General features: G+C 66.1%; 9 protein-coding genes. 4 read left to right on the plus strand and 5 right to left on the minus strand.

Annotated features, from left to right (window positions below):
* The first annotated feature begins 85 nt into the window (after window positions 1–85).
* Together ABR323_RS14670 and ABR323_RS14675 are read left to right on the plus strand one after the other, a co-directional pair.
* Complete coding sequence (locus tag ABR323_RS14670) at window positions 86–973, plus strand: outer membrane protein assembly factor BamD (RefSeq protein WP_135274874.1); 888 nt, start codon at window positions 86–88, stop codon at window positions 971–973.
* A 190-nt stretch (window positions 974–1163) separates the two neighbouring features.
* Window positions 1164–2366 (plus strand): lipase family protein, encoded by a 1203-nt coding sequence (locus tag ABR323_RS14675; RefSeq protein WP_439449849.1) that lies wholly within the window; start codon window positions 1164–1166, stop codon window positions 2364–2366.
* A 56-nt stretch (window positions 2367–2422) separates the two neighbouring features.
* On the opposite strand, the gene ABR323_RS14680 is transcribed toward ABR323_RS14675, so the two are convergent.
* The 3 genes from ABR323_RS14680 to sucC all read right to left on the minus strand — a co-directional run bounded on the left by ABR323_RS14680 (window position 2423) and on the right by sucC (window position 6362).
* Window positions 2423–4057, minus strand: a complete 1635-nt coding sequence (locus ABR323_RS14680; protein WP_439449850.1) for an NAD+ synthase — start codon at window positions 4055–4057, stop codon at window positions 2423–2425.
* 238 nt (window positions 4058–4295) lie between these two features.
* Window positions 4296–5171 carry a succinate--CoA ligase subunit alpha gene (gene sucD / locus ABR323_RS14685; RefSeq protein WP_439449851.1) on the minus strand — a complete coding sequence of 292 codons (876 nt, stop codon included), beginning with the start codon at window positions 5169–5171 and terminating at the stop codon, window positions 4296–4298.
* Between the two features lie 21 nt (window positions 5172–5192).
* Window positions 5193–6362, minus strand: coding sequence for an ADP-forming succinate--CoA ligase subunit beta (gene sucC, locus ABR323_RS14690; RefSeq protein WP_004154430.1), 1170 nt, complete (start codon window positions 6360–6362; stop codon window positions 5193–5195).
* Between the two features lie 404 nt (window positions 6363–6766).
* Here sucC and ABR323_RS14695 point away from each other — a divergent pair, with 404 nt between their 5' ends.
* Both ABR323_RS14695 and ABR323_RS14700 read left to right on the plus strand, forming a co-directional pair.
* Window positions 6767–8380: a sensor histidine kinase gene (locus ABR323_RS14695; protein ID WP_439449852.1), complete on the plus strand. Its 1614-nt coding sequence runs from the start codon at window positions 6767–6769 to the stop codon at window positions 8378–8380.
* 60 nt (window positions 8381–8440) lie between these two features.
* Window positions 8441–9814 carry a sigma-54-dependent transcriptional regulator gene (locus tag ABR323_RS14700; RefSeq protein ID WP_135274879.1) on the plus strand — a complete coding sequence of 458 codons (1374 nt, stop codon included), beginning with the start codon at window positions 8441–8443 and terminating at the stop codon, window positions 9812–9814.
* A gap of 233 nt (window positions 9815–10047) precedes the next feature.
* On the opposite strand, the gene pilB is transcribed toward ABR323_RS14700, so the two are convergent.
* Together pilB and ABR323_RS14710 are read right to left on the minus strand one after the other, a co-directional pair.
* Window positions 10048–11781: a type IV-A pilus assembly ATPase PilB gene (gene pilB, locus ABR323_RS14705; RefSeq protein ID WP_439449853.1), complete on the minus strand. Its 1734-nt coding sequence runs from the start codon at window positions 11779–11781 to the stop codon at window positions 10048–10050.
* A gap of 221 nt (window positions 11782–12002) precedes the next feature.
* Entirely contained in the window at window positions 12003–12410 is a 408-nt protein-coding gene (locus ABR323_RS14710) for a pilin (RefSeq protein ID WP_135274881.1), read from the minus strand.
* Between the last annotated feature and the right edge of the window lie 13 nt (window positions 12411–12423).

The following is a 12423-nucleotide window of genomic DNA, read 5'->3' on the forward strand; positions in this document are numbered from 1 at the left end:
GTCCCGGCGGCCGGTTTCAGTCGCTGGACAGGACACTAGGCTATCATCGACCCTTCGTATTCCAGCCGCGTCCCGCCTCGACCCCATGATCCGACGCTCCGCCATGCTCTCTGCGCCCGTCCGCCTCACCGCCCTGTTGCTGGTGCTGGTCATCGCCGCCACCGGCTGCCACCGTGGTGCCAAGAAGGGCGACCGCCCCGATGAAGGGACGCCGGTCGAACAGTTGTACGAGAAGAGCCACAAGCTGATGCAGGGTGGCAACTGGAGCGGCGCCGAAGGCAGCTTCCGCCGCCTGGTGGCCCAGTATCCGTACGGCCCGTACACCGAACAGGCGATGATCGAAACCGCCTATGCCCAGTACAAGGCCGGCAAGCACGATGACGCGGTGTCCAGCATCGACCGCTTCATCCGTACCTACCCGACCCATCGCAACATCGCCTACCTGTACTACCTGCGCGGCCTGGCCAACTCCAACCGCAGTACGGTTTTCCTGCGCCGCGTATGGTCGCTGGATGCGAGCCGCCGCGATCTGTCCACGCCGCACCAGGCGTATTCGGACTTCAACATCGTGGTCGACCGCTACCCGAACAGCCGCTACGCCGCCGATGCGCGCCAGCGCATGCTGGAGCTGCGTGACGTGTTCGCCCAGCACGAGCTGGACAACGCCCTGTACTACATGCGCCGCGGCGCCTGGGTCTCGGCCGCCGGCCGCGCCAACTACCTGCTGGAAACCTACCCGCAGAGCGCTTTCCAGTACGACGCCGTCGCCGTGCTGGCCGATTCCTACACCCACCTGGGCAACAAGACCCTGGCCGACGACGCCCGCCGCGTCCTGCAGCTGAACCAGCCGGACCACCCGTGGCTGGAAGGCAAGTGGCCGAAGTACCCGTGGATGATCCGCAAGCTGAACCCGTTTGCCGGCGAGAAGTCCGCCAGCACCGGCCAGCGCAACGCGCGACTGGAAAAGAAGTAAAAGAGGGCCCCGCAAGGGGCCTTTTCTTTGTCGGTAGATCCACGCCATGCGTGGATGGTTCGTGCGCCAATGGACCACGACACTAGGAATTCTCCGAATCCCCGGCGGTTGCGACGCCGGTCCCAATCGGCGCGGGCAAGGCCCTCCACACTGCGGCGCAACGGCCATCCCGGCCGACAAGGAGCGCCGCATGTCCCCACCGCCCCGCCGTTTCCGGCCCTTCGCCTGCCTCGTCGCCACCGCCCTGCTGGCGCTGTCTTCGGGCCCCCTGGCTGCTGCACCGGCCGCACCCGGCGACCTGCTTTCCGCAGCGCCCTATCGCGCCAGCTGGGTACCGTCGGCGGCCGCGCAGGCCTACAAGCTGCACTACCGCACCCCGGACCACCGCGGCCAGCTGGCCGAAGGCACCGGTCTGCTGTACCTGCCGGCCGGTGCGGCTCCAGCAGGCGGCTGGCCGGTGGTGTCCTGGGCACATGGCACTCAGGGCATCGCGGATCGCTGTGCACCCTCGGTGTCCGGCCCCTACCAGCCCGAACGCGACGGCCGCTTCCTCGATCAGTTCCTGGCCCAGGGCTATGCAGTGGTTGCCGCGGACTACCAGGGCCTCGGCAGTCCAGGTGACCATGCCTATCTGCATGTGCGCACTGCCGCGCGCAACGCCATCGACCTCGTCAAAGCCAGCCGCCAGTACCTGGGCAACGCAACGCTGTCGCCGCGCTGGGTCTCGGTCGGCCATTCGCAGGGTGGTGCCGCCGCGCTCACAGCGGGCCACATCGCCCCCACCTATGCTGGGCCTTCCCTGCACTACCGAGGCAGCTTCACCACCGGTACGCCCACCGCCGTCGAATTGACCGCGCTGGTGATGAAACCGGACAACCGCACCGCCAACCCTGGCGCGCTCAACGCGTATCACGCCTATCTGTTGGACGGCCTGCTGCAGGTTGCGCCGCAGATTGATCGCGTGCTCAGCGATGAGGGGCGTTCGCGCGTCGCGCTGGCACGCAAGCAATGCCTGGGCGAACTGGCCGCCACACTGGAAGGGGCCGATACCGGCTCGATGTTCACGGCACCGCTGACGGAGGTGGCAGGCATCTGGGCGTTGCTGCATGACTATCTGGGCGTACCGCGCCGCGGTTTCAGCCAGCCGCTGATGCTGGGCCATGGCAGCCAGGACCGCGACGTGCCATACCTGACCACCCTGCTTTATGCCGCAGGCTTGGCACTGCGCGGCGAGCCCGTGGCATTCCGGCGCTATCCGGTCGACCACCGCGGCACGCTGGATGCGGCAGCGGCCGATGGCCTGGCGTTCGTGCGTGCACGGCTGGGGGAGGGCCACTTCAACGAAGCTGTCGAAACCGCCGGCCTCGAACAGCTGCTCGACGAAGCCCAGTAGATCCACGCCATGCGTGGATGGGCCGGTAGCGCCGGGCCATGCCCGGCGACGTACCCTCAGCCCTTGTAGCCGTTGCTGATCGGGTAACGACGCTCGCGACCGAACGCCCGGCGCGAAACCTTCGGGCCCGGTGCAGCCTGGTGCCGCTTCCACTCGCTGATGCGCACCAGGCGCAGCACACGGTCGACCACAGCCGCGTCGTAACCGGCCGCAACAATCTCCGTGCGCGACTGCTCCTGGTCGATGTAGCGGTACAGGATGCCGTCCAGCACGTCATAGGCCGGCAGCGAATCCTGGTCCAGCTGGTTCTCGCGCAGCTCGGCCGACGGCGGGCGGCTGATCACCGCCGGCGGGATCACCGGCGCACCACCCACGGTATTGCGCCACTTGGACAGGCCGAACACCTCGGTCTTGTACAGGTCCTTCAGCGGCGCATAGCCACCACACATGTCGCCGTAGATGGTGGCGTAGCCCACCGCGTACTCGCTCTTGTTGCCAGTAGTGAGCAACAGGCCACCGAACTTGTTGGCCAGCGCCATCAGGATCACGCCACGGCTGCGCGACTGCAGATTCTCTTCGGTCACATCCGGGGTCGTGCCTTCGAACATCGGCGCCAGCGATTCCATCAGGCCCTTGAACGCCGGCTCGATCGATACCGCCTCCAGCTTCACGCCCAGCGCCTGGCACTGTTCGGCGGCCAGATCATTGGACAGGCCGGCGGTGTAGCGCGATGGCAGACGCACCGCGGTGACGTTTTCAGCCCCCATCGCGTCCACCGCCATGGCCAGCACGATCGCCGAGTCGATGCCGCCGGACAGGCCCAGCCACACCTTCTTGAAGCCATTCTTGCGGCAGTAGTCCTGGATACCACGGGTCACCGCGCGCCAGGCCAGCGCGTCCATGCTCTCGTCGCCGTCGTCCATCCACACGTGCGGCATGAAGCGGCGGGTTTCACCGTCGTACTCCACCACCAGCCACTGGTCGACGAAGGCGGCGGCGGCCGGATGCACGGTACCGTCGCCATCGGCTACCACCGAGGCGCCGTCGAACACCAGCGCATCCTGGCCACCGACCACGTTGAGGTAGGCGATCGCTGCCCCGCTCTCGCGGGTGCGTGCGGCTAGCACGGCATCGCGCTGGGCGTGTTTGCCCCGTTCGTACGGCGACGCATTGGGCACCACCACCAGCTGCGCACCTTGGCGCACGGTGTCGGCCAGCGGCTCGGCAAACCACAGGTCCTCGCAGATCAGCAGGCCCACCGGCACGCCATTGACCTCGAACACGCAGCTGCCACCATCCGGGTCGACGTCGAAGTAGCGACGCTCATCGAACACCGCGTAGTTGGGCAGCTCGCGCTTGCGGTAGGTCTGCTCCACCAGGCCGTCGCGCAGCACGCTGGCGGCGTTGTAGACCACCGCACCGGCGGCCTGCGGCCAACCGACCACGGCGGTGATGCCACGGCAGGCCGCGGCGATGCGGGTCATTGCCTGCTCGCACTCATACAGGAAGCCCGGGCGCAGCAGCAGGTCTTCCGGCGGATATCCGCTCACCGCCAGCTCGGGGAACATCACCAGCTCGGCGCCGTACTCGTCGCGCGCCTGGCCGATCATCTCGATGATGCGCTCGGTGTTGCCGGCGACATCGCCGACCGGGAAGTCGAACTGCGCCATCGCGATGCGGATCGAAGCCATGGGAATCCAGCCTGTGGTTGCAATACGCACATTGTAGCGCCGCGCCATGTGCGCGCCCTGCCCAGTAGATCCACGCCATGCGTGGATGGCGCTCGGTCCGGGGTCAGATCCCTTTTGCTGCGCAAAAGGGATCTGACCCCAATGCAGACGCAGAAAAGCCGCCCGGAGGCGGCTTTTCTGTTTCAAGCAGCCGGCCAGCGGCCGGCTCTACACAATCGTCTGCCCGAGGCAGTCGATCTTATTTCACCAGCTTGGCGATGGCAGCGCCCAGGTCGCCCGGCGAGCGGACGGTGACAACACCGGCAGCTTCCATTGCAGCGAACTTGCCTTCTGCAGTGCCCTTGCCGCCCGAAGCAATCGCACCGGCGTGGCCCATGCGCTTGCCGGCCGGAGCCGACGCACCGGCGATGAAACCGACAACCGGCTTCTTCACGTGGGCCTTGATGTACTCGGCACCGGCTTCTTCAGCGTCGCCGCCGATTTCGCCAACCATGATGATGCCCAGGGTCTGCGGATCTTCGTTGAACAGCTTCAGGCAGTCGACGAAGTTCAGGCCATTGATCGGGTCACCACCGATGCCGATGCAGGTGGACTGGCCCAGACCAACTTCGGTGGTCTGCTTGACCGCTTCATAGGTCAACGTGCCCGAGCGCGACACGATACCGATCTTGCCCGGCATGTGGATGTGGCCCGGCATGATGCCGATCTTGCACTCGCCCGGAGTGATGACGCCCGGGCAGTTCGGACCGACCAGCACGGTGTCCGGATGGGCGCGTGTCAGCACGTTCTTGACGCGCAGCATGTCCAGCACCGGGATGCCTTCGGTGATGCAGACGATGACCGAGATGCCGGCAGCAGCGGCTTCCAGGATCGCGTCAGCCGCGTACGGCGGCGGCACGTAGATGACCGAAGCGTTGGCGCCGGTGCTCTGCACGGCGTCGGCAACGGTGTTGAAGACCGGCAGGTCGATATGGGTGGTGCCACCCTTGCCCGGGGTCACGCCGCCGACAACCTGGGTGCCGTACTCGATCATCTGAGTGGCGTGGAAGGTGCCCTGCTGGCCGGTGAAGCCCTGCACGATCACCTTGGTGTTCTTGTTGATCAAAACAGACATTGGAATTCCTTGGTGTCGGTATCAGGCGGCGTTCTTGACAGCTTCAACGATCTTCTTGGCGCCATCGTTGATGTTGTCAGCCGGGATGATGGCCATGCCGCTGTCACGCAGCAGCTGCTTGCCTTCTTCCACGTTGGTGCCTTCCAGGCGCACCACGACCGGAACCTTGACGCCCACTTCCTTCACAGCGGCGATGATGCCTTCGGCAATCATGTCGCAGCGGACGATGCCGCCGAAGATGTTGACGAAGATACCTTCGACCTTGTCCGAGGACAGGATCAGCTTGAAGGCTTCGATGACGCGCTGCTTGTTGGCACCGCCGCCCACGTCCAGGAAGTTCGCCGGCTCGCCGCCGTTGAGCTTGATGACGTCCATGGTGGCCATGGCCAGGCCTGCGCCGTTGACCATGCAGCCGATGTTGCCGTCCATGGTGACGTAGTTGATGTCCAGTTCCGAAGCGATCACTTCGGTCGGATCTTCCTGGGTCTTGTCGCGCATGGCGACCAGGGCCTTCTGGCGGAACGCGGCGTTGTCGTCGCTGTCGAACTTGCCGTCCAGCGCGTACAGGTTGCCGTCGTCCAGGATGGCCAGCGGGTTGATTTCAACCAGGGCCAGGTCCTTTTCGTTGAACAGGCGGTACAGGTTCACCATGATGCTGGCGAACTGGCCGGCCTGCTTGGCGGTCAGGCCCAGCTTGAAGCCGAAATCACGGCCGTGGTAACCCTGCACGCCTTCAACGAAGTCGACGTTCAGCGAGTGGATCAGCTCCGGGGTTTCAGCAGCGACCTGCTCGATCTCCACGCCGCCTTCCGAAGAAGCGATGTAGGTGATGGTCTTGGTGCCACGGTCAACCAGCACCGACAGGTACAGTTCCTTGACGATCTCGCCAGCGGTGGTCACCAGCACCAGGTTGACCGGCAGTTCAACGCCTGCAGTCTGGTAGGTGGCCATCTTGGTGCCGAGCATCTTGGCCGCAGCGGCCTTCACGTCGTCGGTGGTCTTGCAGAACTTGACGCCGCCAGCCTTGCCGCGGCCGCCAGCGTGGATCTGCGCCTTGACCATCCAGGGGCCCTGGCCCAGGGAGTTGGCAGCGGCAACCGCTTCGTCCGGGGTCGCAGCGACCTTGCCGGCCGGGACCGGGATGCCGTATTCGGCAAGCAGTTGTTTTGACTGGTATTCGTGGAAATTCATGCGTCACCGTGGGAATAGGAACGACCGCACGCAATTCCTCAGGGCCCCGGCGGGGCGCCGGCATGGACCGCGGCGGGCCCACTATTGTGGCCGAGCGAGCGCCGGGGCGCAAAGAAGTCTGTACAAAACGCCAGACCCGGCCAGATTTCCACCGTCATTCAGGCAGTTGCGCCCGGGCCGGCGCTGGCCACCGGTGTCCGCAGCGGGCCAAATGCGCGACCGACCATCTCCGGCGGCGCCCGGCCCGGGGGCCTATACTGGTCAGCCAGAGTATGTAGAGTCGAGCCTGCTCGACCGCGTCCACTGCAGACCATAGAGAAGCGACGTACCCGCCCGGCTTCAGGGGACGCCAGACGGGGCCGCCGCAGATTCCAGACCCAGGCAGCCAGAAGGGGAGTTCCGGCGTGTCACCCAGTGCTTCATTGATCGACCGCATCGAATCGATTCCGCGGCGTGAGCTGTATTTCTTCGCGCTGTACCGGGTGCTGATCGCCGCGGTCATCGCCGCCCTGCTGTACAGCCCGTTGTCGGCCATGGTCGGCGAAGCCCATCACCCGCGCCTGGCCGATACCGTCGCTGCCATCTATCTGGGCTTGTCGCTGCTGGCCTTGGTGATCGGCCGCAACGAACGCTGGCTGCGTCCGATCGTGGTCAGCGGCGTGCTGGTGGACATCGTCGCGGCCACCCTGTTGTCGCACGCGCTGCCTGGTGCCAGCGCCGGCATCTCGATGTCGCTGCTGTTCAACATCGCCGCCGCCGCCACCCTGCTGCCGCTCAGCCTGGGCCTGGGCCTGGCGCTGGCTGCCAGCCTGGCCACCGGCGTGGAATACACCTGGAAGCTGCTGGAAGGGGGCGATCCCACCCGCACCCTGGCCGAACTGGCCATGTTCGCCACCAGCTACCTGGCCCTGGCCTTCATCAGTTTCCAGGTGGGCAACCGCGCGCGCCGCAACCAGCAGCTGGCCAACCAGCGCGGCGATGAAGTGGCCAACCTGTTCCAGATCAACGAACTGATCATCCGCCGCATGCGCACCGGTGTCCTGGTGGTGGATGCCGACAGCCGCATCACCCTGGCCAACGAAGCCGCCTCGATGCTGCTGGGCGACAGCGATGGCAACGGCGAAAGCGGGCGACTGGACCTGACCAGCGCCGCGCCGGAACTGGCCCGTCGCCTGCAACGCTGGCGCAACGGCTGGGCGCAGGACGAACTGCCACTGCAGCTCAATCCCGACCAGCCCGAAGTACAACCGCGCTTCGCCCGCCTGCTGGCTGGCAGCGAGCTGGCACTGGTGTTCCTGGACGATTCCAGCGTGGTCTCGCGCCGCGCCGAATCGCTCACCCTGTCGGCGATGGGCCGCTTCTCGGCCAGCCTTGCACACGAGATCCGCAATCCGCTGGCGGCGATCAACTACGCCGTGCAGCTGCTGGAGGAAGGCACCGGATTCAACGAAAGCGACCGCCGCCTGCTGCAGATCATCCGCCAGCAGTGCCAGCGCACCAACGGCATCGTCGAGAGCGTACTGGGCCTGGCCCGGCGCGAGCGCGCCACGCCCGAGAACGTGGACCTGGCCGCCTTCGTGCGCCGCTTCGTGCTGGAGTACAAGCAGGGCCAGACGCTGGAGACCGACAGCATCGAGCCGATCATCAGCGACACCTCGGTGATGGCCCAGGTCGACACCAAGCATCTGTACCAGATGCTGACCGTGCTGGTGCACAACGCGCTGAAGTACGGCCGCATCGGCCAGCAGCCCGCACGCGTGCGCCTGCGCGTTGCGCAACACGAGCGCAGCGCGGTGATCGACGTGATGGACCGCGGTCCGGGTATTCCCGAGAGTGTGGCCGCGCAGCTGTTCCGGCCGTTCTTCACCACCTCCGAGCATGGCACCGGCCTGGGCCTGTATATCGCCCGCGAGCTGTGCCGGGCCAACCAGGCACGGCTCGATTACATTCCGGTACCGGCCGGCGGCTCCTGCTTCCGCCTGGTGCTGCCCGGCCCACACACGCTGTTGCCCACCTGATTCCGATTCTGTGCGTCAAACATTTGTCGCTTCCAGCCCCCTCGTTTATCTTTCACGCCCATGAACGAAACCCGCAGCGCCCTCGTCGTCGACGACGAACGCGACATCCGCGAACTGCTGGTACTGACCCTCGGCCGCATGGGGCTGCGTATCAGTACCGCCGCCAACCTTGCCGAAGCGCGCGAGCTGCTGGCCAGCAACCCGTACGACCTGTGCATCACCGACATGCGCCTGCCCGATGGCAACGGCATCGAGCTGGTCAGCGAGATCGCCCAGCACTACCCGCGCACGCCGGTGGCGATGATCACCGCCTTCGGCAGCATGGACCTGGCCGTGGAAGCGCTGAAGGCCGGTGCCTTCGACTTCGTCAGCAAGCCGGTGGACATCGCCGTGCTGCGCGGGCTGGTCAAGCACGCACTGGAACTCAACAACGCCGAACGCCCCCTGCCCGGCCCCAACGCCGAACAAGGCGCGCGCCTGCTCGGTGCTTCGCCGGCCATGGACGTGCTGCGCACCACCATCGGCAAGGTCGCGCGCAGCCAGGCCCCGGTCTACATCCTTGGTGAATCCGGGGTCGGCAAGGAACTGGTCGCGCGCACCATCCACGCCCAGGGCGCGCGCGCGGCCGGACCGTTCATTCCGGTCAACTGCGGCGCCATTCCCGGCGAACTGATGGAGAGCGAGTTCTTCGGCCATCGCAAGGGCAGCTTCAGCGGTGCCCACGCCGACAAGCCCGGCCTGTTCCAAGCCGCGCACGGTGGCACCCTGTTCCTGGACGAAGTGGCCGAACTGCCGCTGCAGATGCAGGTGAAGCTGCTGCGTGCGATCCAGGAAAAGTCGGTGCGGCCGGTGGGTGCGGCCAACGAAGAACCGGTGGACGTGCGCATCCTCTCGGCCACCCACCGCGACCTGGCCGAGCTGGTCGAAGACGGGCGCTTCCGCCACGACCTCTACTACCGCATCAACGTGATCGAACTGAGGGTGCCGCCGCTGCGCGAGCGTCGCCAGGACCTGCCGGAGCTGGCGGCGGCGGTGCTGGCAAGGCTGGCCCGCAGCCACGGCCGCACCACCCCGCTGCTGGCGCCGTCGGCGCTGGAGGCACTGGCCCACTACGCCTTCCCCGGCAATGTGCGTGAACTGGAGAACATCCTGGAACGGGCGCTGGCGCTGGCCGAGGAAGACTGCATCGGCGCAGACGACCTGCGGCTGCCGCAGCATGCCCCGCGCGCGCCGGGAAGTGCCGCGCCCGCCGAAGCCGTGGCCGACCTGCAGCCGGGCAGCGCCGCCCTGCCCTCGTACATCGAGCAGCTGGAACGCAGCGCCATCCAGCGCGCGCTGGAAGAGAACCGCTGGAACAAGACCCGCACCGCCGCACAGCTGGGCATCACCTTCCGCGCGCTGCGCTACAAGTTGAAGAAGCTGGGGATGGAGTAAGGGCCGCGGGTCGGATCCCTTTCCACAGGAAAGGGCTCTGACCCGAGGTTGGGCGGGATCATCCACGCATGGCGTGGATCTACTGGGTGTCGCGGGACATCCACGCATGGCGTGGATCTACCGGTATCGCGGGGCATCCACGCATGGCGTGGATCTACCCACCAACCTGGTAGTGCCGGCCGCTGGCCGGCAACCTCATGCATCGCGGCATCCACGCATGGCGTGGATCTACCTCAATCCTTGGTCACGCGGTTGATCTCGGCCAGGCTGGTCACGCCCGCCGCTGCCTTCTTCAACGCCGACTGGCGCAGATCATTCACCCCGATCTGCTGCGCCGCGTCGGCAATCTGCAGTGCGTTGCCGCCGGCCAGCACGATGGTGGCGATTTCGTCGGTCATCGGCATCACCTGGTAGATGCCGGTGCGGCCCTTGTAGCCCTCGGTGCACTCATCGCAGCCAACGGCTTCATACAGTTCGATGCCCGCGTCCAGCTGCGCCTGGGTGAAGCCCTCGGCCAGCAGTGCATGCTCGGGCAGGTTCGACCGCCGCTTGCAGTTGCCGCACAGCCGGCGCGCCAGGCGCTGGGCGATCACCAGCGTCACCGAGCTGGTGATGTTGTACGGCGCGATGCCCATGTTCATCAGGCGGGCGATGGTCTGCGGCGCGTCGTTGGTATGCAGCGTGGACAGCACCATGTGACCGGTCTGCGCCGCCTTGATCGCGATCTCGGCCGTTTCCAGGTCGCGGATTTCGCCGACCATGATGATGTCCGGATCCTGGCGCAGGAACGAGCGCAGCGCAGCGGCGAAGGTCATGCCGCGCTTGTTGTTCTGCTGCACCTGGTTGACGCCCGGCAGACGGATTTCCACCGGGTCTTCGGCAGTGGAGATGTTGCGCGTCTCGTCGTTGAGGATGCCCAGCGCGGTATACAGCGACACGGTCTTGCCCGAGCCGGTCGGGCCGGTCACCAGCACCATGCCGTACGGCTTGTGGATGGCATCCTGGAACAGTTTCTGCTGGTCCGGCTCGTAGCCCAGCTTGTCGATGCCCAGCTTGGCCGCGCTGCCATCGAGGATACGCAGCACCACCTTCTCGCCGAACAGCGTGGGCAGCGTGCTGACGCGGAAGTCGATCTGCTTGCTCTTGGACAGGTTGAGCTTGATGCGGCCGTCCTGCGGGACGCGCTTTTCGGCGATGTCCAGCTGCGCCATCACCTTCAGGCGAGCAGCGATGCGCTGGTTCAACTTCACCGGCGCGCGCGCCACCATCTTCAGCAGGCCATCGATGCGCAGGCGCACGCGGTAGTCGTCTTCGTAGGGCTCGAAGTGGATGTCCGATGCGCCCTTGCGGATGGCATCGACCAGCACCTTGTTGACGAACTTCACCACCGGGGTGTCATCGCCCTTGGCGTCGATGCCGGTGTCGCTGCCGCTGCTGCCGAGATCCTCGTCACCGGCAGCCACATCCAGGTTGCCCATGCCGTCGTCGTCACCGCCCAGGGCGTCGCCGATGGTGTCATGGCTGGCGTGCCACTGTTCCAGGGTGCGGCGGATCTGGTCCTCGTCGACCAGGATCGGCTCGACCACCAGATTGGTGTGGAACTTGATCTCGTCCAGCGAATGGGTCGGGTTGCTGGTACCGACAAACAGCTTGCCACCACGCTTGAACAGCGGCAGCACGTTGTGCTTGCGCAGCAGCTCCTCGCTGACCAGGCTCATCGCGTTCTGGCTGGCATCGAAGGTGGACACGTCGAACAGCGGCATGCCGAACTCGACCGCGTTGGCGGCGGCCAGCTGCGAGGCATTGACCAGCTTGTTCTGCGCGAACCACGTGGGCAGCGGCTGGCGCGCGGCGGCGGCCTTGGCCATGGCGTCGCGGGCCGTGGTCTCGTCCAGGGCGCCGTCCTGTACCAGGCGTCGGGCCAGGCCAGTGATGCCGACAAGATTGGCGGTGGTTACAGCGTTCATATGAATCCTTGGCTCATGGGGTCGTGCACTGCCGTGCGCCTTTTACGGGCACCGCACGGGGCAGCAGAACCTGCCGCAGCCAACGGCCAACGGCATCGCCAATCCATGAGCAACACTGCCTTGCCTGGCACTCCCTACCCGGCAGGCACGATCCTGACTCCCCCGGTGATGATAGCCCCGTCAAGGGTCGGCCAGCATCCCATCGGAGCGCGGAAGTGTGATCAACAGCCGGTCGGGCGATAGCGTGCTTCGAAGGCGCTGCCGTCACAGCTCCAGATGCCCTCGGCCGAGCGGCGCAGGATCAGGTCCTTGCCTTCCAGCGCGCTGTGTCCCTTCAAGGTGCAGCTGATGTGGCCGACGCCGGAGTCGCTGAGTTCGGCCTCGACGTTGGAGCAGTGGGCGTTCTGGGCGCCGCCGATGAACTCGGGGGTGACCAGACTGGCCGAGCGGTTTTCATAGACGACCGTTTCAACCAGCAACTTGCCCGGGCTGATGTCGGCCAGCGCGGCCGTCAGCTGGGTACGGATGATGTACGGCTGGAACGCCACCGTCGCGATGGCCGCCAGAATGGCGATGATGGCCACCACGATCATCAGCTCGATGAGCGTGAAGCCCTTCTGCGTGTTCATGACTCCCCCTGTT

Source organism: Stenotrophomonas sp. ATs4, from assembly GCF_051861585.1.
Taxonomy (GTDB): Bacteria; Pseudomonadota; Gammaproteobacteria; order Xanthomonadales; family Xanthomonadaceae; genus Stenotrophomonas; species Stenotrophomonas maltophilia_AS.

What these genes read in the sequence shown, in the direction of transcription:
- ABR323_RS14670 (WP_135274874.1), top strand. Translation starts at nt 86, where the DNA reads ATGATCCGACGCTCCGCCATGCTCTCTGCGCCCGTCCGCCTCACCGCC.
- ABR323_RS14675 (WP_439449849.1), top strand. Translation starts at nt 1,164, where the DNA reads ATGTCCCCACCGCCCCGCCGTTTCCGGCCCTTCGCCTGCCTCGTCGCC.
- ABR323_RS14680 (WP_439449850.1), bottom strand. Translation starts at nt 4,057, where the DNA reads ATGGCTTCGATCCGCATCGCGATGGCGCAGTTCGACTTCCCGGTCGGC.
- sucD (WP_439449851.1), bottom strand. Translation starts at nt 5,171, where the DNA reads ATGTCTGTTTTGATCAACAAGAACACCAAGGTGATCGTGCAGGGCTTC.
- sucC (WP_004154430.1), bottom strand. Translation starts at nt 6,362, where the DNA reads ATGAATTTCCACGAATACCAGTCAAAACAACTGCTTGCCGAATACGGC.
- ABR323_RS14700 (WP_135274879.1), top strand. Translation starts at nt 8,441, where the DNA reads ATGAACGAAACCCGCAGCGCCCTCGTCGTCGACGACGAACGCGACATC.
- pilB (WP_439449853.1), bottom strand. Translation starts at nt 11,781, where the DNA reads ATGAACGCTGTAACCACCGCCAATCTTGTCGGCATCACTGGCCTGGCC.
- ABR323_RS14710 (WP_135274881.1), bottom strand. Translation starts at nt 12,410, where the DNA reads ATGAACACGCAGAAGGGCTTCACGCTCATCGAGCTGATGATCGTGGTG.